General features: G+C 71.3%; 17 protein-coding genes and 1 pseudogene. 13 read left to right on the forward strand and 5 right to left on the reverse strand.

Features of this window, described 5'->3' with window-relative positions:
- Positions 1-6: 6 nt before the first annotated feature.
- Positions 7-192 carry a 50S ribosomal protein L28 gene (gene rpmB / locus ACGFYN_RS17675; RefSeq protein WP_004924906.1) on the reverse strand — a complete coding sequence of 62 codons (186 nt, stop codon included), beginning with the start codon at positions 190-192 and terminating at the stop codon, positions 7-9.
- A gap of 256 nt (positions 193-448) precedes the next feature.
- On the opposite strand from rpmB, the gene ACGFYN_RS17680 reads away from it, so the two are divergent.
- On the forward strand, positions 449-2,146 hold the full coding sequence (locus ACGFYN_RS17680) for a DAK2 domain-containing protein (protein ID WP_393866718.1): 1,698 nt from the start codon (positions 449-451) through the stop codon (positions 2,144-2,146).
- 28 nt (positions 2,147-2,174) lie between these two features.
- Here ACGFYN_RS17680 and ACGFYN_RS17685 read toward each other — a convergent pair whose 3' ends face one another.
- Both ACGFYN_RS17685 and ACGFYN_RS17690 read right to left on the reverse strand, forming a co-directional pair.
- Positions 2,175-5,114 carry a tetratricopeptide repeat protein gene (locus ACGFYN_RS17685; protein ID WP_393866719.1) on the reverse strand — a complete coding sequence of 980 codons (2,940 nt, stop codon included), beginning with the start codon at positions 5,112-5,114 and terminating at the stop codon, positions 2,175-2,177.
- On the reverse strand, positions 5,114-6,979 hold the full coding sequence (locus ACGFYN_RS17690; protein WP_393866720.1) for an HSP90 family protein: 1,866 nt from the start codon (positions 6,977-6,979) through the stop codon (positions 5,114-5,116). Before ACGFYN_RS17690 ends, ACGFYN_RS17685 begins: the two co-directional genes overlap by 1 nt.
- A 163-nt stretch (positions 6,980-7,142) precedes the next feature.
- On the opposite strand from ACGFYN_RS17690, the gene ACGFYN_RS17695 reads away from it, so the two are divergent.
- The 8 genes from ACGFYN_RS17695 to mutM all read left to right on the forward strand — a co-directional run bounded on the left by ACGFYN_RS17695 (position 7,143) and on the right by mutM (position 15,490).
- On the forward strand, positions 7,143-10,385 hold the full coding sequence (locus tag ACGFYN_RS17695) for a helicase-related protein (protein WP_393866721.1): 3,243 nt from the start codon (positions 7,143-7,145) through the stop codon (positions 10,383-10,385).
- An 81-nt stretch (positions 10,386-10,466) separates the two neighbouring features.
- Positions 10,467-11,054: a 16S rRNA (guanine(966)-N(2))-methyltransferase RsmD gene (gene rsmD, locus ACGFYN_RS17700; protein ID WP_393866722.1), complete on the forward strand. Its 588-nt coding sequence runs from the start codon at positions 10,467-10,469 to the stop codon at positions 11,052-11,054.
- A 26-nt stretch (positions 11,055-11,080) separates the two neighbouring features.
- Positions 11,081-11,560, forward strand: coding sequence for a pantetheine-phosphate adenylyltransferase (coaD, locus tag ACGFYN_RS17705; RefSeq protein WP_393866844.1), 480 nt, complete (start codon positions 11,081-11,083; stop codon positions 11,558-11,560).
- A gap of 58 nt (positions 11,561-11,618) precedes the next feature.
- Positions 11,619-12,713 (forward strand): cell division initiation protein, encoded by a 1,095-nt coding sequence (locus ACGFYN_RS17710; RefSeq protein WP_393866723.1) that lies wholly within the window; start codon positions 11,619-11,621, stop codon positions 12,711-12,713.
- Between the two features lie 129 nt (positions 12,714-12,842).
- A complete protein-coding gene (locus tag ACGFYN_RS17715; protein ID WP_393866724.1) occupies positions 12,843-13,493 on the forward strand; it encodes a YceD family protein in 651 nt (216 codons plus the stop codon).
- 2 nt (positions 13,494-13,495) lie between these two features.
- Positions 13,496-13,669, forward strand: a complete 174-nt coding sequence (rpmF, locus tag ACGFYN_RS17720) for a 50S ribosomal protein L32 (protein ID WP_003951102.1) — start codon at positions 13,496-13,498, stop codon at positions 13,667-13,669.
- A 7-nt stretch (positions 13,670-13,676) separates the two neighbouring features.
- The gene (rnc, locus tag ACGFYN_RS17725; protein WP_393866725.1) at positions 13,677-14,519 is read left to right on the forward strand and encodes a ribonuclease III; all 843 of its coding nucleotides are present in this window, start codon (positions 13,677-13,679) and stop codon (positions 14,517-14,519) included.
- 110 nt (positions 14,520-14,629) lie between these two features.
- Complete coding sequence (gene mutM, locus ACGFYN_RS17730) at positions 14,630-15,490, forward strand: bifunctional DNA-formamidopyrimidine glycosylase/DNA-(apurinic or apyrimidinic site) lyase (protein ID WP_393866726.1); 861 nt, start codon at positions 14,630-14,632, stop codon at positions 15,488-15,490.
- On the opposite strand, the gene ACGFYN_RS17735 is transcribed toward mutM, so the two are convergent.
- Positions 15,463-15,864 carry a winged helix-turn-helix transcriptional regulator gene (locus ACGFYN_RS17735; RefSeq protein ID WP_393866727.1) on the reverse strand — a complete coding sequence of 134 codons (402 nt, stop codon included), beginning with the start codon at positions 15,862-15,864 and terminating at the stop codon, positions 15,463-15,465. The genes mutM and ACGFYN_RS17735 overlap by 28 nt on opposite strands.
- Positions 15,865-15,991: 127 nt before the next feature.
- Between ACGFYN_RS17735 and ACGFYN_RS17740 the strand changes: the two are divergent.
- A pseudogene (locus tag ACGFYN_RS17740) lies at positions 15,992-16,171 on the forward strand (NADPH-dependent FMN reductase); the annotation flags it as partial.
- Positions 16,172-16,245: 74 nt separating this feature from the next.
- A complete protein-coding gene (locus tag ACGFYN_RS17745; protein WP_393866728.1) occupies positions 16,246-16,515 on the forward strand; it encodes a hypothetical protein in 270 nt (89 codons plus the stop codon).
- A 24-nt stretch (positions 16,516-16,539) separates the two neighbouring features.
- On the opposite strand, the gene ACGFYN_RS17750 is transcribed toward ACGFYN_RS17745, so the two are convergent.
- Positions 16,540-17,667, reverse strand: a complete 1,128-nt coding sequence (locus ACGFYN_RS17750) for a CAP domain-containing protein (protein ID WP_393866729.1) — start codon at positions 17,665-17,667, stop codon at positions 16,540-16,542.
- A 176-nt stretch (positions 17,668-17,843) separates the two neighbouring features.
- Here ACGFYN_RS17750 and ACGFYN_RS17755 point away from each other — a divergent pair, with 176 nt between their 5' ends.
- Positions 17,844-18,125: an acylphosphatase gene (locus ACGFYN_RS17755; protein WP_393866730.1), complete on the forward strand. Its 282-nt coding sequence runs from the start codon at positions 17,844-17,846 to the stop codon at positions 18,123-18,125.
- A gap of 381 nt (positions 18,126-18,506) precedes the next feature.
- Positions 18,507-18,710 carry a hypothetical protein gene (locus ACGFYN_RS17760; RefSeq protein WP_388796615.1) on the forward strand — a complete coding sequence of 68 codons (204 nt, stop codon included), beginning with the start codon at positions 18,507-18,509 and terminating at the stop codon, positions 18,708-18,710.
- Positions 18,711-18,893: the final 183 nt, after the last annotated feature.

Genomic DNA, 18,893 nt, shown 5'->3' on the forward strand with positions numbered 1-18,893 from the left:
TGGGCGTCAGCGCGAGACCTTGCCGGCCTTGATGCACGAGGTGCAAGCGTTCACGCGCTTCGGCGTCCCGCCTACCACAGTACGCACGCGCTGGATGTTCGGGTTCCAGCGACGGGGCGTACGGCGGTGAGAGTGCGAGATGTTGTTGCCGAAGCCCGGCCCCTTGCCGCAGACGTCGCAGTTGGCAGCCACGGGTCACTCCAAAGACTTCAGATGCACTTACGGTTGGGTCCCGGCATGCCGGGATCGAGATCGCAGGATCAGAGATCTGAGTGGCGGTGCCAGGTGTAGAGGCCCGATCGGTGTCGGGCAACCGGAGCAGCATACAACGACTGCGCCAGTACAACGAAACTACCATGGCTGATCAGGGCTCCGCTCCAGGCCCTCTTCCGGCGGACACCGCCCCGGGGTCTACGCTGCGTCCCATTCACAGCTCAAGGAGGCGCAGGTGGCGCAGGTGCCGCAGACATTCTTCGATGCTCTCGCGGTGCGCTCCTGGTGCGGCCTCGCGCTGCAGGCGCTGGGACGCGCGCGTGAGGAGATCGACGCGATCAACGTCTACCCCGTCGCCGACGGGGACACGGGCACCAATCTCTATCTGACCGTGGAGTCCGCCGTCGCGGCGGTGGAGGCCGTCTTCGCCGCTCACGAGGTGGGGACCGGAGCCTCGGGGAAGCCGACGCTGGCCGACGCCGCGGGCGCGATGGCGCACGGCGCACTGATAGGCGCCCAGGGGAACTCCGGGACGATCCTCGCGCAGCTGCTGCGCGGTATGGCGCAGGTGCTCGCCGCCGACGGTGAGACGCCTCACACCGACGGCTCCGGCCTCCGGCTCGCCCTGCGGCGGGCGGCCGACTCCGCCCGCCAGGCCGTCGCCCACCCCGTGGAAGGGACGGTCCTGTCCGTCGCCTCGGCCGCCGCCGACGCCGCCGCCGGGACCCAGGGCGACTGCGGGGCGGTGGCGCGGGCGGCCTACGAGGGAGCGCGCGCCGCGCTCGCCGCGACCCCGGGGCAGCTGGCCGTGCTGGGGCGCGCCGGGGTGGTCGACGCGGGCGGGCGCGGGCTGGTCGCGGTGCTCGCCGCACTGGTGGAGACGTTCACGGGGGAGGCGCCGAGGCCGGTCGCGGCCTCGGCGGTCGCGATGCGGGGGCCGGCCGCCACGGCGGGCGCCGAGGCCGAGGTCCTCGCCGACGAGGACTGCGCCGCCTCCCCGGAGGACGGCGGCCCCGCGTTCGAGGTGATCTACCTGCTGGAGGCGGAGGACGCGTCCGTGGCGCGGCTGCGGACCCGCCTCGACGCGCTCGGGGACTCGCTCGTCGTGGTCGGCGGCGACGGGCTGTGGAACGTGCACGTGCACGTGGACGACGCGGGCGCCGCCGTGGAGGCGGGCGTCGAGGCCGGGCGGCCGTACCGGATCCGGATCACCCACTTCGGGCTCGGCGACGTCCACACGCGCGGGGGCGAACGGCCGCCCCGGGAGCGGGTCCAGCGCGCGGTGGTCGCCGTCGTGCCGGGCGAGGGCCTGGCCGGGCTGTACTCCGAGGCCGGCGCCACGACCGTGCTCGCGCGGCCCGGGGAGGCGCCCGCCAGCGGAGAGCTCGTCGACGCCGTACGGCGGGCCCACGCGCTGGAGGTGGTGCTGCTGCCCAACGACGCCGACCTGCGGCACACCGCCGCCGCGGCGGCCGAGCAGGCCCGCACCGAGGGCATCCGCGTGGCCCTCATCCCCACCCGGTCCGCGGTCCAGGGGATCGCGGCGCTCGCCGTGCACGAGCCGGAGCGCCGCTTCGACGAGGACGTCGTGTCGATGACCTCGGCGGCGGGCGCGACCCGGTACGCCGAAGTGGCCGTCGCCGAGCGCGAGTCCTGGACCATGGCGGGCATCTGCCAGGCCGGCGACGTCCTCGGCCTCGTCGAGGACGACGTGGCGGTGATCGGCTCCGACGTCATCGCCATCGCCGAGGCCGTCCTCGACCGCATGCTCCAGGCCGGCGGCGAACTCGTCACCCTGGTCCTCGGCGACGACGCCCCCGACTCCGTCGCCGACCGCCTGGAGGCACGCGTGCGCGAGTCGTACCTCGCCGTGGACACGGTGGTCTACCGGGGCGGCCGCCAGGGGGCGCTGCTCCTGATCGGCGTGGAGTAGCACCGCCTGCGCCGCCCTGCCCCCCGCGTCAGCCCGCCCCCTGCTCCTTCAGCACCTGGACCATCTGCTCGGCCTCGGACCGTCGTTCCTGCGCCGTCTCGTCCTCGTCGCCCGCGCCGTCGTACGCCGCGAGGACCGCACGCGCATGTGCCGCCGCCCGGGCGGGGCGGCCGAGGTCGGCCTCCAGCCAGCCCGCGGCGAGTTCCGCGCCGGTGCGGCTGTCCAGGGCGTCGTCCCCGAGGGAGGCGAACACCGCGACCGCCTCGGTGACCTGGGCCAGGGCGTCCTCGAGCGCGCCCCGGATCGAGTCGTCGTCGGCGTCCTCGGCGGCGGAACGGGCGAGCAGGTCGCCGAACTGGCGGTGGGTGTGCCCGAGTTCGGCGACGAGCCGTTGCCGCGCCCCCTCATCGGTCCCGGCCGCGCCCAGAGCCGCCTCGCACTCCCGGACCGCGTCCGCCATCGACTCCCGTGCCGCGCCCGCCCCGTCCTCCGTCCGCAGCGCGAGCCACGCGCGTGCGCGCAGCGAGCGGACCAGGCCGTGCACGTTGCCGAGCGAGCGCCACAGCTCGCCCGCGCGCGCGTAGGCACGGTCGGCGTCGGCGGGCTGTCCCGCCGCCCCGAGGGACTCGCCGGCGAGATGGGCGAGCGTCGCGTGGTCGTGCTGCTCGGGCCAGTGCCGGGCGATCTCGGCGGCCTGCAGCCGCCGTTCGGCCGCCGCACGGTGCTCCCCGAGCTCGCTCAGACAGTCGCCGAGCCACCACTGCGTCTGCACCACCGCGCCGTCGCCGTGCGTCTCGGCGCTCAGGTCGGGCAGCGCCGACTCCAGCACCTCCGCAGCCTCGGCGAACCGGCCCTGCCGCAGCAGGAACCCGCCCAGCTGCTGCCGCGCCCAGGCGCCCAGGGTCCGGCTCTCGCCCGCCTCGTCGGCCCAGTGCGCCGCCTCCAGGGCGTGCTCGGCGGCCTCCACGGACAGCCCGCGACCGCCGAGCACCTCACCGAGCTGGAGATGCAACTGGGCCCGCCCGACGGCCTCCAGATGCGCCCCGCCGTGCTCCAGCGCCGCCCGCAGCGCCCGCTCCGCCCCGGAGATGTCGCCCAGGTGGTGGGACAGCCCCGCGAGCCGCGCCTCGTACTCCACCGCGAACCACGGCAGCCCCGCCTCGACGAACGCGGCCGTGGCCCGCCCCAACAGCTCCACCGCCGGCTCCAGGTCCCCGCGCCGCACCGCCAGCTCCGCGAGCATGGCCTGCGCCTCGGCGCCGCGCGAGGCGATCCGTACGTCGTCCCCGGTGTACCCGCCGACCAGCGCGAGCAGTTCGCGCACGGCGGCCTCGGCCTCGGCGAGAACCGCCTCACCGGCCGCCTCGCCGGCCGTCCCGTCGGCGTCCAGCACCCGCCGCATCACGATCCGCGCCCGCCCCATCAGCACGGACGCCGTCTGCCGCACGCCCGTCGCGTCCTCGGCGTAGAGCGCCAGCACCTGGTCGTACGGCTCCTCGACCGCCGCCAGCGCCTCGTCCACCCGGCCCGCCAGCGCGCGTACGTACGCCGCACGCGTGCGTGCCGCCAGCGCCTCCCCGGCGTCGCCCGCCTCGGCGTACAGCTCGGCGGCCCGCTCGAAGAGCCCGGCGCCCTCGGGTCCCCGGTCCATCGCCTCGTGGTCGGCGATCTCCGCGCGGTCGCGGGCCTCCAGCTCGGCGTCCGCCGCGGCACGCGAGACCGCCGCCCAGGCGTCCATCGCGTTCGGCTGCAGGGTGTCCGACATCCGGCGCGCCTCGGCCAGCAGGGCGGGCAGGTCCGGTGCCTCCACGGTCACGGGAGCCGGCGCCGCCGCAGCGGCCGCGGACACCCGGTGTGCCGTGCGCACCCCGAGCGGCAGCCGCTCCACCAGCGGGGGCTGCGCCATACGCGCGCGTGCCCGCTCACTGACGTAGGAGGTGAAGTTGCGCTCGTCGAAACGCACGGCCAGGGCGAGGGCCTCCGCACGCGCGTGTGCGGCGAGTTCGCGCGCCGTCCATGTGCGGCCGGCCGGTCCGGGCACCTGCCGCCCGCCCAGCCCCACCGCGTCCAGGCGCTCCATGAGGAGCGTCACCACGCTCAGGAAGTCCAGCCGGCTGCGCGGCTGCCCGGTGTCCGTGAAGTACGCGGGCCGCTCCGCCAGCAGCTCCAGACCGCGCGCCTCGTTGCCGGTCAGCGCGCAGAACTCGACGTGGTCCGCGTACGCGCCCCGCATGCTCTCCATGCCCCGCACCAGCCGGAAGCCCCGCAGATGGTGTGCGCGCGCCTCGTCCGTACGGCCCAGCCGCAGCAGCGGCACCAGCGAGGAGGCGAGGACCGCGTGCGGCTCGTGGGCGCACGTGAAGCGCCCCTCCAGGACCGGCGCCCACAGCTCCAGCGCCTCGGTGTCGTGCCCCTGCCGCACCTGCCACCAGCCCTGCTCGTGCAGCTCGCACGCATGGCAGTCGGCCATGCTGTCGCGGTCGGCGGCCAGCCAGGCGGCGTACGCCCGCTCCGCGCGCGGGACGTCACCGAGATGGGCGGCCACGCTGAACTCCGCGCCGCGCACGGCCCGTTCGGAGTGGCCCGCGAGCCGGTAGCGGTGCTCCATCTCGCCGAGCCACTTCTCGATCGAGGCCAGCGGCACGTGCGGCTGGTCGAGCATGCCGGACGACATCCACTTGAAGACCCAGTGCAGCGAGTGCACCTCGTACTCGTCGAAGTCCTCGGGCCGCTCGTCCCACATGCGCAGCAGACGCGCGAACGGGACGAACATCTTGTCCTTCTCGGAGCTGTAGTTGTAGACCTTCAGCTGGTGCCCGAGCGCCTCGATCACGGCGAGCGGGACGCCCAGCTTCTCGGCCTCGGCGAGCAGCTGCTCCGCGCGCGCGTTGCGGGCCGGGCCCTCCGGACGCTCGGCGTTCTCCGCCATCTCCCGGCGCAGGGAGTCGAAGTCCGTGATCTCACTCATCAAAAACCGCCCCCCGTGGAGTCGCCCGTCGCATCGGATTCACCGTGGGTCGCCCATTCCAGCAGGCCGAGGAAGGACCGGTTCAGCAGCGCCGTGTCCGCCGGCCTGAGCGGACGCTGCGCCATCAGCAGCGCCTGCCCGTACAAGGACTCCGTGGCGGTGCCGATCAGTTCCGGGTCGCGCAGCGAACTGATCCTGCGGACCAGCGGGTTGAGGTGGTTGAGCACCAGACGCGCGCGGGGGGCGCCGCCCCGCAGCGAGCCCAGGATCCCGGCCCACAGGTCGTCGGCCCGTTCCTCGGCCTCGGCGCGGGCCTGCTCGTGGCGGGCGGCCCGGTCGTCCAGGTGGAGGGCGGGGACCGAGAGGGGGTGGAAGGCGCGCAGCACGATGTCACATCCCACGGCGTCCAGCGTCGCCCGAGCCGCCGCCAGGAACTCCGACAGCGCCAGCTCGTCGGCCGCGTCCACCGAGTCCAGATGCGCCGTCACGGTGTCCGCGTCCAGCTCGGCGACCACCGTCCCCGGCCGCACCGACGGCAGCGCCTCGACCAGCTCGCTGTCGTACGTGTAACCGCCGTTGACCACCCCGACGCCCTGCGCCGACGCGATCGGGGCGACCTGCCGGTACTCCTCCACGGTCCGCGTGAAGTGCACCACCGGGTGCCGCTGCGCGAACTCCTCCAGGGACAGCCGCCCGTCGGTCGTCTCGAAGGGCAGCCACGGCAGCATCGTGCGCAGCATCTCCCCGTCGTGCCGTGCCAGGGACTTCACACCCAGGTGGTGCACCGACAGGAAGGCCGACAGCCGCTCCGGATCGCCGGCCGCTAGCCCGGTCAGCCAGGACCGGATCCTCTCGCCCAGCGCCTCCCGTACGGCGGCCAGCGTCTCGTCCTCGTACAGCGCCTCGCGTGAGGCCGTGGGCCGCAGACTGTCCGTGTCCAGAACGCACCGCACGAAGAACGCCCAGTCCGGCAGCAGCTGTTCGGCACGCTCGGTCAGCAGCATGCCCTTGAGGTGCACCCGGTGCGTGGCCCGCTGGGCCGGGCTGACCGCCGACGGCAGCACGTACGCCACCCCGCGGATCCCGGCCAGCGGCACGTCCAGCCCGATCGTGTCCAGCGGCGTGAAGCCGAACAGGTCGTGACAGTGCCGGGCCAGGGCCACCCGGCGGGCGGCGGGGGAGGGGTACGGACGGTCCCAGGGCGCGGGCAGATCGGTGACCGCCTCGTCGCCGACCCGGACGTCGTAGGGCAGCAGCGACCCGAAGTCCCGTGCCAGCGTGAGCACCCGCCCGGGCGTGAGCCACTCGCCGGCCCCCGCCCGTGCCACCAGGTGCACGGTGGTGCCCGGTTCGGGCCGGGCCTCGTCCGGCAGCGTCCGCACGGTGTACGAACCGTCGTCGCTCGCCGTCCACTCCACCGGAGCCGCGTCCGGCGTACGGGCGCTGCGGCTGACCACGCGGATCCGCCCGGCGACCACGAAGCAGGCCAGCAGGCCGATGCCGAACTGCCCGAGGAAGTCGGAGCGGACCTCCTGAAGCCCGTCGGCGATCGGGTCGGTCCGCTTGGAGCTGCGACCGATGGTGGCCAGCAGGTCGTGCACGTCCGCCTCGGTGAGACCCACGCCGGTGTCCTCGACGCGCAGGGTGCCCGCCTCGGCGTACAGCCGCACCCGCGCCGGCGCGTCGGGCTGCTCCGCACGCCGGGCGGTGATGGCGTCCACGGCGTTCTGCAGCAGCTCGCGCAGATAGACCTTGGGGCTGGAGTAGAGGTGATGGGAGAGCAGGTCCACCAGGCCACGCAGGTCGACCTGGAACGTATGAGGTGACTGGGACGGCTGGGATGACTGTGAGGTCTGGGAGTCCATCGTCGCAGCGCCGGTGGGAGGAGGGAGCACGGCGCGGGGTCGGGCGGTCCTGGTGGGGCGGTGACCGCGGCATGGCCGGAGCGCGCCATCCTACGGCCGGAACCAGCCGCCTGACCAGGGGTTTCCCGGGACGTATACGGGATTGTCAGTGACGTGGTGTGCAATGGATCTCGTGCCCGCACTGCAAGAACCACTGCAACAGCCGCTGAAGTCGGTGCTCGGCCCCGCCACCGCGAAGGTGATGGCCGAGCACCTCGGCCTGCACACCGTCGGCGACCTCCTGCACCACTACCCGCGCAGATACGAGGAGCGCGGCCAGCTCACCCACCTCGCGGACCTCCCGATGGACGAGCACGTCACGGTGGTCGCGATGGTCGCCGACGCCCGCCTGCACACCTTCGCCTCGGCCAGGGCCCCCCGCGGCAAGGGCCAGCGGCTGGAGGTCACCATCACCGACGGCAGCGGCCGCCTCCAACTGGTCTTCTTCGGCAACGGCGTTCACAAGCCCCACAAGGAGCTCCTGCCGGGCACCCGCGCGATGTTCTCGGGCAAGGTCTCCGTCTTCAACCGCCGCCTCCAACTGGCCCACCCGGCCTACGAGTTGCTGCGCGGCGAAGGCGAGGAGACGGTGGAGACCTGGGCCGGCGCCCTGATCCCGATCTACCCCGCCACCGCCAAGCTGGAGTCCTGGAAGATCGGCAAGGCCCTCCAGACGGTCCTGCCCACCGCCCAGGACGCCGTCGACCCGCTCCCGCCCGCCCTCCGCGAGGGCCGCGGCCTGGTCGCCCTCCGCGAGGCCCTGCTCAAGATCCACCGCCCCCATACCAAGGCGGACATCGAGGACGCCCGCTCCCGCCTCAAGTGGGACGAGGCCTTCGTCCTCCAGGTCGCCCTTGCCCGCCGCCGCCACGCCGACGCCCAACTCCCGGCGGTGGCCCGCAAACCCAGACGGGCCGGCCTCCTCACAGCCTTCGACGCCCGCCTCCCCTTCACCCTCACCGACGGCCAGCAGAAGGTCTCCAAGGAGATCTTCGACGACCTGGCGACGGAACATCCGATGCACCGGCTGCTGCAGGGGGAGGTCGGGTCCGGCAAGGCGCAGCCCCTCGACTCGCTCGTGCTCACACCCACGGGGTTCCGCCGGATGGGAGACATGGGCGTAGGGGACGAAGTCGTCGTGCCGGACGGGGAGATCGCCTGCATCGACGGTGTCTTCCCGCAGGGTGAACGCGACGTGTGGCGTCTGGTTCTCTCCGACGGCAGCTCCGTGGAATGCGACGACGAGCACCTCTGGATCGTCGGTACCAGCTGCGGATGGCATCGCGGGCAGACTCCCAAGGTCCTGACGACGCGAGAGATCCGGCTCGATACGTTCAAGGCCAATGGATCATCGAAGTGGTACATCCCGGCGGCGACGCCCGTGGATCTCGGAGGCGACCGCGGGCTGCCGCTGGATCCGTACCTGTTCGGGGTCCTCCTGGGGGACGGTTCGTTCCGGCACGACCTGCATCTGTCCACCATGGACGACGAGGTGCGTGACGCCGTGGCAGCCGCGGTGGCGCCGGAATGCCGCCTCGTCCCGGTGGAGGGCTCCCGTTGCGACTACACGATCCAGCTGACGCGACGCGTCGGCGGTGTGCGCAACCCCGTGATCCAAACCCTGCGCGACCTGCACCTGTGGGGTATGACGTCGCACGGGAAATTCGTGCCTGACCAGTACAAGAACTCCTCGGTCAAGGACCGTCTGGCCCTGCTGCAAGGCCTCCTTGACACGGACGGCACCGTCCAGGCGGACGGTCTGAGCATCTCGTTGTGCTCCGCATCCCGCAGGCTCGCGGACGATGTGGCCTGGATCGTGCGCTCCTTGGGCGGCCGCGCGCGCGTGTTGCCGAAGCGAGCGGCTTTCAACGTCTCGGTGGCACTACCCGACGAGTACGCGCCGTTCCGGCTGACCCGTAAAGCCGACCGTGTGCGTCCCCGGCCGAAGTACAACACCTTCCGGCGTGGAATCCGCGCGGTCGAGTACGTGGGACGCAAACCGGTGCAGTGCATCAGCGTCGCCCACCCGAGCCGTGCGTACGTCACCGACAACTTCACCGTCACCCACAACACGATGGTCGCGCTCCGCGCCATGCTCGCCGTGGTCGATGCCGGTGGGCAGGCCGCCATGCTCGCGCCCACCGAAGTGCTTGCCCAGCAGCATCACCGGTCCGTCGTCGAGATGATGGGGGAGCTGGCCGAGGGCGGCATGCTCGGTGGGGCCGAGCACGCGACCAAGGTGGTGGTGCTGACCGGTTCGATGGGGACCGCCGCGCGCCGCCAGGCGATGCTGGACCTGGCCACCGGTGAGGCCGGCATCGTGATCGGCACGCACGCGCTGATCGAGGACAAGGTGCAGTTCCACGACCTGGGGCTGGTCGTGGTCGACGAGCAGCACCGCTTCGGCGTCGAGCAGCGCGACGCCCTGCGCGGCAAGGGCAAGCAGCCGCCGCACCTGCTCGTCATGACGGCCACCCCGATCCCGCGCACGGTCGCCATGACCGTCTTCGGCGACCTGGAGACCTCCGTCCTCGACCAGCTCCCCGCGGGCCGCTCGCCCATCGCCTCGCACGTCGTACCGGCCGCCGACAAGCCGCACTTCCTGGCCCGCGCCTGGGAGCGCGTGCGCGAGGAGGTCGGCAACGGCCATCAGGCGTACGTCGTCTGCCCCCGCATCGGGGACGACATCGATGAACCGGCCGACCCGAAGAAGTCCGGCAGCAAGGCGTCCCCCGAGGACGAGGCGGAGAAGCGGCCGCCGCTCGCCGTCGTCGACGTGGCCGCACAACTCGCGAAGGGCCCCCTCAAGGGCCTGCGCGTCGAGGCGCTGCACGGCCGTATGCACCCCGACGACAAGGACGCCGTCATGCGCCGCTTCGCGGCCGGCGACACCGACGTCCTGGTCGCGACGACGGTCATCGAGGTCGGCGTCAACGTCCCGAACGCCACGGCGATGGTCATCATGGACGCCGACCGCTTCGGCGTCTCCCAGCTCCACCAGCTGCGCGGCCGCGTCGGCCGCGGCTCGGCACCGGGCCTCTGCCTCCTGGTCACCGAGATGCCGGAGGCCGGCCCGGCCCGCCGGCGGCTGAACGCGGTCGCCGCCACCCTCGACGGCTTCGAGCTCTCCCGCATCGACCTCGAACAGCGCCGGGAGGGCGACGTCCTCGGCCAGGCCCAGTCCGGCGCCCGCTCCAGCCTCCGCGTCCTCGCGGTCATCGAGGACGAGGAGGTCATCGCCGAGGCGAGGGAGGAGGCGACCCAGGTCGTGGCCGCGGACCCCGACCTGACGAGCCTTCCGGGGCTGCGGACGGCCCTGGACGCCCTCTTGGACGACGAAAGGGAGGGGTACTTGGACAAGGGCTAGAGGGGAGCCCGCCCTCAGGGGCGCGAGGAACCGCGCGACCAGCCACACTGAACGTAAAGCCGCCCAAGCCAAGGACCAAAGATGACCCGCGTGATCGCCGGCGCAGCCGGCGGACGACGCCTCGCCGTGCCGCCGGGCAATGGCACCCGCCCCACCTCCGACCGCGCCCGCGAGGGTCTCCTCTCCACCTGGCAGTCGCTCCTGGGCGGCCCCCTGGACGGCGAGCGCGTCCTCGACCTCTACGCGGGATCGGGCGCCGTGGGCCTGGAAGCCCTCTCCCGCGGCGCGAGCCACACCCTCCTGGTCGAGGCGGACGCCCGCGCCGCCCGCACGATCCGCGAGAACGTCAAAAGCCTCGGTCTCCCCGGCGCCGAGGTGAGATCGGGCAAAGCAGAACAGATCATCCAGGCCCCGGCGCCGGCGGACCCGTACGACATCGTCTTCCTGGACCCTCCGTACCGTGTCACGGACCACGATCTTCGCGAGATCCTGCTCACACTCCGCTCGGAAGGCTGGCTCGCGAAGGAAGCCCTCGTCACCGTGGAGCGCAGCACCCGAGGTGGCGAATTCGGTTGGCCGGACGGCTTCGAGGCGATCCGGGCCCGTCGCTACGGCGAGGGAACGTTTTGGTACGGTCGCGCCGCCTCTACGTGCGAAGACGCACGATGACCGGACCGGAGAGCGAGGGATCACTAGTGCGCCGCGCCGTATGTCCCGGGTCGTTCGACCCGATCACCAACGGACACCTCGACATCATTTCCCGCGCCTCCCGTCTGTACGACGAGGTCTACGTCGCGGTGATGATCAACAAGGCCAAGAAGGGCCTCTTCGAGATCGACGAGCGGATCGAGCTGATCCGCCAGGTCACCGCCGAGTACGGCAACGTGAAGATCGAGGCCTTCCACGGCCTCCTCGTCGACTACTGCAAGCAGCGCGACATCCCCGCCATCGTCAAGGGGCTGCGCGCGGTCAGCGACTTCGACTACGAGCTTCAGATGGCGCAGATGAACAACGGCCTCTCGGGCGTGGAGACGCTGTTCGTGCCGACCAACCCCACCTACAGCTTCCTGTCGTCCTCGCTCGTCAAGGAGGTCGCCACCTGGGGCGGAGACGTGTCCCACCTGGTCCCGCCGATGGTCCTCGAGGCGCTCAACGAGCGTCTGCGCACGGACTGATGGGGCTACAGTCGTCCCGTCCGTCTCCAACACATCGGTAGAGAGTGGCGAGCACACGGTGGACGTGCAGAAGAAGCTCGACGAGATCGTCACGGCGGTCTCCAGCGCCCGGTCGATGCCCATGTCGGCGTCGTGCGTGGTCAACCGCGCGGAGCTGCTCGCCCTGCTCGAAGAGGTCCGTGCGGCGCTGCCCGGCTCCCTCGCGCAGGCCCAGGAGCTGATCGGCGACCGTGAGCAGATGGTCGAGCAGGCCCGTCAGGAGGCCGAGCGGATCATCCAGACCGCGCACGCCGAGCGCGGCTCGCTGATCTCCGACACCGAGGTCGCCCGCCGCTCGCAGAACGAGGCCGAGCGGATCCTCGGCGAGGCCCGCCAGGAGGCCGAGGAGATCCGCGCCGAGGCCGACGACTACGTCGACTCCAAGCTCGCCAACTTCGAGGTCGTCCTCACCAAGACCCTCGGCTCCGTCGGCCGCGGCCGCGAGAAGCTCCTCGGCACCGGCCCGGGCCTCGACGAGCAGGGCTACGAGGACGAGGACGCCCCCGAGCGCAGCCACGACCCGGAGACCCTGCGCAAGGACGCGGACGCCTATGTGGACGTCAAGCTCGGCGCCTTCGAGGCGGTTCTCGCCAAGACCCTGGAGGCCGTCGGCCGCGGCCGCCAGAAGCTGCACGGCCGGATCGCCAGCGACGACCTCGGCGCCCTCGCAGACGACGCCACGTCCTTCCAGCACTCCAGCGACGCCGACTACCTGGCCGACCTGGCGGCCCTCGCCGAGCAGGACGCCGCGGCCCAGCAGCAGCCCGCCGCCCAGCAGCAGGACTACGCCCAGCCGCAGCCGGCCTACGGCTATCAGCAGCAGCCCGACCCCTACGCCGGCGCCTACCAGCAGCAGGGCTACGGCCAGCAGGACGCCTACGGCTACCAGCAGGCCGATCCGTACGGGTACCAGGGCTACGACGCCCAGCAGGCGGCGTACGACCCGAACCAGGCCCAGCAGCAGCACCAGGCCCAGCAGCACCAGGGCCAGCACCAGGGCCAGCAGCAGGAGCATCAGCAGCAGTCGTACGCTCTCGACGAGACCAGTCTCTTCGACACCGGCATGATCACGCCCGAGCAGCTGAGGGCGTACGAGCAGGGTCGCGGCCAGTAAGGGACCCGCGGATTGGGCCGTGAGCGAAAGGACCGGTATCCTGGCTCTTCGGTCGCGCGTACGTCCGCGATCAACGCTGCCCAGGAACACCGAGGGCGGCGTCCCTCTGAGCTCAGATCGAAAGCAGGAATGGCTCCCAACGCTCGCCTCGACCACCGCAACCCCCTCGTGTTCGACACTCACGAGCTGGGCCGGCGTCCTGGCGCGCTGCAGAGGCTGTCCCGCACGGTGAACGCTCCCAAGGACCTCGGTCTGCAGGACGTCGTCGGAGTGCCGGAAGGCGCCCCGGTGGAGCTCGAACTCCGGCTCGAGTCGGTCATGGAAGGGGTGCTTGTCACAGGCACCGCCCGTGCACAGGCCGAGGGGGAGTGCGTAAGGTGTCTGGAGCCGCTTCAGCTCGACGTCGAAGCGGAATTCCAGGAGATGTTCTCGTACCCTGACGCCGATGAGCGGGGCCGTGTCACAGCGGAGCCCGACGTCGACGCCGAGGACGACGAGGACAGGCTCTTCCTCGAGGACGGCATGTTCGACCTCGAGCCAGTGCTGCGTGATGCGGTGGTGCTCGCACTGCCGATGCAGCCGGTGTGCCAGGACGACTGCCAGGGTCTGTGCTCCGAGTGCGGGGCGCGGCTGACGGACGACCCGGACCACCATCACGACGCCGTCGACATCCGTTGGGCGGCATTGCAGGGACTCGCCGGTTCACTCGAAGACGGCGAGAAGGACGAGATGAGCGGCGCTGACGCGGAAGCGGGCGTCGACGAGAAGCAGGAGAAGTAGCCGTGGCTGTTCCGAAGCGGAAGATGTCGCGCAGCAACACGCGCCACCGCCGGTCGCAGTGGAAGGCTGCGGTCCCCACCCTGGTTGCGTGCGAGCGCTGCCACGAGCCCAAGCAGCAGCACATCGCGTGCCCTTCTTGTGGCACCTACAACAAGCGCCAGGTCCTCGAGGTCTGAGCGGCTGGTGAGAGGCACCGTGTCCACTGCCAAGAAGGCGGATGACGCCAAGGCGGACCCATCCGCCAAGAAGAAAGCGGACAACACGGCCTCGTCCCACACGCTTCTGGAAGGGCGGCTCGGCTACAAGCTCGAGTCCGCCCTTCTGGTGCGTGCGCTGACTCACCGTTCGTACGCGTACGAGAACGGCGGTCTGCCGACCAACGAGCGGCTGGAGTTCCTCGGGGACTCCGTGCTGGGCCTCGTGGTCACGGACACGCTGTACACCACCCACCCCGACCTGCCCGAGGGCCAGCTGGCCAAGCTGCGGGCCGCGGTGGTGAACTCGCGTGCGCTGGCGGAAGTCAGCCGCGGGCTCGACCTGGGCGCCTTCATCCGGCTCGGCCGTGGTGAAGAGGGCACAGGCGGCCGGGACAAGGCGTCCATCCTCGCCGACACCCTGGAAGCGGTGATCGGTGCGGTCTATCTCGATCAGGGCCTCGACGCGGCCTCCGAACTGGTGCATCGCCTGTTCGACCCGCTGATCGAGAAGTCCTCGAACCTCGGAGCCGGCCTGGACTGGAAGACCAGTCTCCAGGAGCTCACCGCGACCGAAGGGCTCGGCGTGCCCGAGTACCTGGTCACGGAGACCGGCCCCGATCACGAGAAGACCTTCACTGCTGCCGCCCGCGTCGGAGGCGTCTCGTACGGCACCGGCACCGGCCGCAGCAAGAAGGAGGCGGAGCAGCAGGCCGCCGAGTCCGCCTGGAGGTCCATCCGGGCCGCGGCGGACGAGCGAGCCGAGAAGGAGGCGGCCGAGAAGGCCGCCGCCGAGGAGGGCCACGAAGGCCCGACATCCGTCTCCGCCTGACGCAGGGTTCCGCCTGACGCGGAGTCCCTGTCCGAGGTACAGCGCAACCTGAGCGCCCGCCCCGCCCGGGGCGGGCGCTCGGCTCATCCACAGTCCGTACGGGGGTCGTCATGCCCGAGTTGCCCGAGGTCGAGGTCGTCCGGCGCGGCCTGGAGCGGTGGGTCACCCACCGTGTCGTCGCGGACGCCGAGGTGCTGCACCCGCGTGCCGTACGCCGCCACATCGCCGGTGCCGACGACTTCACGCACCGTCTGAAGGACCATCGCGTCGGCGTTCCGAGCCGCCGCGGCAAGTACCTGTGGCTGCCCCTGGAGGACACCCACCAGTCCGTCCTGGCGCACCTCGGCATGAGCGGCCAGCTCCTGGTCCAGCCGGACACGGCCCCCGACGAGAAGCACCTCAGGATCCGGGTGCGGTTCGCCGACGACCTGGCCACCGAGCTCCGGTTCGTCGACCAACGCACCTTCGGCGGGCTGTCGTTGCACGACAACACCCCCGAGGGCCTGCCGGACGTCATCGCGCACATCGCCCGCGACCCGCTCGACCCGCTCTTCGACGACGAGGCCTTCCACCAGGCGCTGCGCCGCAAGCGCACCACCATCAAACGGGCGCTGCTGGACCAGTCGTTGATCAGCGGGGTCGGCAACATCTATGCGGACGAGGCCCTTTGGCGCGCCCGCGTCCACTACGAACGCCCGACGGCCGGCTTCACCCGCCCGCGCACCGCCGAACTCCTCGGCCACGTACGGGACGTGATGAACGCGGCGCTCGCCGTCGGCGGCACCAGCTTCGACAGCCTCTACGTCAACGTCAACGGGGAGTCGGGCTACTTCGACCGGTCCCTCGACGCGTACGGCCGCGAGGGCCTGCCCTGCAAGAGGTGTGCCACGCCGATGCGCCGCCGCCCCTGGATGAACCGGTCGAGCTACTTCTGCCCGAAGTGTCAGAGGGCGCCGCGGGCCGCGTCGTAGCGCTCCCGCGCGGCGAGGACGTCGTCCATGCGGCCTTCCACCAGGTGGACGAGGCCGAGGAGCCGCTCGGCGACCTCGCGGCCTAGCAGGGTCAGTTCGTAGTCCACGCGGGGCGGGTTCGTCGGCTGGGCCTCGCGGAGCACCAGACCGTCGCGCTCCAGCGCGTGCAGGGTCTGGGACAGCATCTTCTCGCTCACGCCGTCGACGCGCCGGCGCAGTTCGTTGAAGCGCAGCTGGCCCTCCTGGAGGGCGCAGAGGGTGAGTCCGCCCCAGCGGCCCGTGACGTGCTCCAGCGTGCCGCGCGAGGGACAGGCCTTGGCGAACACGTTGTACGGGAGGTCGTCCGCCTCCCTGAGCTCCTGCGTGGTGTCCATCCCTGAAGCGTACTCGAACGCAGCGCTCACTGGCGGATTGCACTAACTGAAAGTTAGTGCCTTAGTGCCTTCCTTTCGTCATCGTGACGCCCATTCCAGGAGTGGGCACTGCTGGACGGCTCGGATTGGTTCCAAGAGCGGCGACAAGCTGCACACCCTGCAGTTCTTCCAGACCCTCGCCGGGCAGCACGGCATGCACTGGGTCAACCTCGGCCTGCACCCCGGCCGGCACAACAGCGTGGGTTCGGAGCACGACCTCAACCGCCTCGGCGTCTTCGCCGGCGCCGCCGCCTCGACCAACGTCGACGTCCTGGGCCGCGCCGCGCCGCCGGAGATGCGAGGCGACTGGCGACCATGGCGGAGTGATGGCACCGTCTCAGCGTGAGCCTGTGGATCTACTGGTCACTCGACGGCGTGGGCATGGCCGGCGAGGTGGCGGCCGACGTGCCGGCGGCCGTCCGCGCCCTCGACATCTCCGTCGAGCGCGGACGCCGGGTCTTCGATTCCGATACGCCGTGGGAGGCGCTGAGAGCCTCGGCCGAGCTCATGCGCATGCGCATGCTCGACGAGGGGCCCAAGGCGCTTGAGCGCGGCGAGGAGTGGTCGGCCAAGATCGAGGGCGTACAGGTCCGTCTCATTCCCCGCGTGTGAGCGTGAGACGGACCGCGGACGCTCTCAGTAGCCGAAGTCCTGCGTCCACCAAGGGCCGCCCGCGCCGAAGTGCACGCCGACGCCGAGGGTCTTGAAGTCGCAGTTCAGTATGTTCGCCCGGTGGCCGGGGCTGTTCATCCACGCCTCCATCACCGCGGCCGCGTCGGCCTGCCCCCGGGCTATGTTCTCGCCGCCGAGGGTGGTGATGCCGAGCTGGGAGGCCCGGTCCCACGGGGTGGCCCCGCTGGGGTCGGTGTGGTCGAAGAAGTCCTCCGCGGCCATGGCCTCGCTGAAGGTCTCCGCCAGCTTCGACAGGGTGCTGTTGGCGGACACCGCGCTGCAGCCGGCCTTGGCCCGCTCGTCGTTGACCAGCTTGAGCACCTCCGCCTCGGCGGCCGCCTCCGCGGAGACCGTCACCGGAGCCGCGCTCTGCTTCGGGGGCTTGCTCTGCCCCTTCTTCGGCGGCGTCGCCGTGTGCTGCTTGCCGGGCGTCGTCTTCGGCTTCTTCGTCGGCGCCTCGGTCGGCGCCGCCGTGGAGGTGGAGGGGCTCGGCGTCGCGGGCGAGGCCGAGCGGTCGGCGTCGCGGCTCGTGGAGGAACCCTGGTCGCGGCCCTGGACGCTGCCGGAGGTGCCGCCCTGCTCGGCCGCGGAGTTGGTCGGCGTGCTCGCGGCCTGCACCTTGTCGCCGCCGCTGCCGCCGCCGAGCTGGTAGTTGTCCAGGCCCGGCATCGCGCCCGTGGCGACCGCGACCGTGCCGATGGCGACGGCGGCGGAGACCCCGAGCAGACCGGAGCGCACCGGCGTCACGGCCTTCTTCTTGCGGCGCGACCCGCCCCGCCTGGCGCCCTTGTCGCGCGAGATCCCGTGCTCCGGGAAGACCGTCGCGAAGTCCTCCTCCGAGGCGAAGAGGTACGCGGCACTGCGCGCCTCGGCCACGGCGTAGTCGTCGGAGCGCAGATACGGAGCGGTCCCCAAGGTGGGCTGCTCGTCCACCGCGTAGGCCTCCGGACCTGCCGGAGCCTGTGGCGGTTCGTAGCTGTACGAGTACTTCCGGGGGTCGTAGCTGCTCGTGTACGAGCCGTCTCGTGCGGTGACCCCCGTGGCGCGTCCCGTGGCGGCGCGGCCGGCGTCTGCGCGTCGGTGGCGTCCCATGTTCTGGCCTTCCTCGTCCTGCGGCCGCCCGCACCATAAGCTCTTGCGGGTGACCTAGCTCACTTCAACTCACCCCAACGAGTGAGTTTCATATGAGATTCATTGGGTGGGGACGGTACCGCATGGCGCCAGGGGAGGAAGTGTCCCGAGAGACATTGGCCGGTTAGGTTGCACCCATGAGCGAGGATGTGCGGATGGTCGCCTGGGTGCGGGGACGCGTCCAAGGTGTGGGTTTTCGCTGGTTCACGCGGGCCAAGGCTCTCGAACTCGGGGGCCTGAGTGGTTTTGCTCTCAATTTGGGCGACGGACGGGTCCAGGTGGTCGCCGAGGGCTCCCGGGAGTGCTGCGAGGGTCTGCTCGGCTGGCTCCAGGGCGACGACACGCCCGGCAGGGTCGTCGGCGTCACCGAGATCTGGGACACACCCCGCGGCGGCTACGACGGGTTCGCCATCCGCTGAGCCGATTCTGTAAAGCGGCCCAGGCCAGGGCGCGGGAACCTGCCGAATACAGGTGCCAGAAGCAGATATTGCCTGGTGGTTGCCAAGAACCACTTGTCGTGGCAGGCTCCGCACTCAAGAATGATCGCCACGCCCTGAGGACCCCGCAGGAGTCGAGCGCCGCCGCTTCCAGGCCGCGCACCCCCGGGTCGCCCGCCAATACGGGGCGTGATCGTGTTGACCGTCAAACTTTTTGGTGAGACGCTGAAAGCACCCCGCGCACCTAGCTGTTTGGCATGGATGAACAGCAGCAAGAACTCAAGAGTGTCAAGCACCGCGGGTGCGAATCCCTCACGACCCACACCGCTTCGGTCGGTCACTCATTGTGGAGGACCATCCATCATGGCAAAGGCGCTTCTCGGTTACGTCGGCGGCTCCGACCCTCGACTCCTCGCCGAGATGCGACGGCTCCAGCAGCGCGTCCAGGACCTGGAATCCGAGCTCGTACGGATCCAGGCGGAGAACGACGCGCTCTCGGCTGCCGCTTCTCACGACAGGATCATGGAGAGCATCGACGCACACCAGGCGGAGCCTGCGCTTACCTGATCACTGCATCGAACCACGACAGCAGTGGTTGGGAAGCCCGTATCAACCGCTGAGTTGTCAGAGTTTGCAAGGGACGCTTCGGCGTCCCTTCTTTCTTTCCCCGCGCATCCTTTCACCGTCTATAACGTCTGGTGTGCCCTGCATGTTCATGCGTGAAACCGCCAGGTGGCCCGGGGTTCATCG

This window comes from Streptomyces sp. NPDC048419, assembly GCF_043200415.1.
GTDB lineage: Bacteria > Actinomycetota > Actinomycetes > Streptomycetales > Streptomycetaceae > Streptomyces.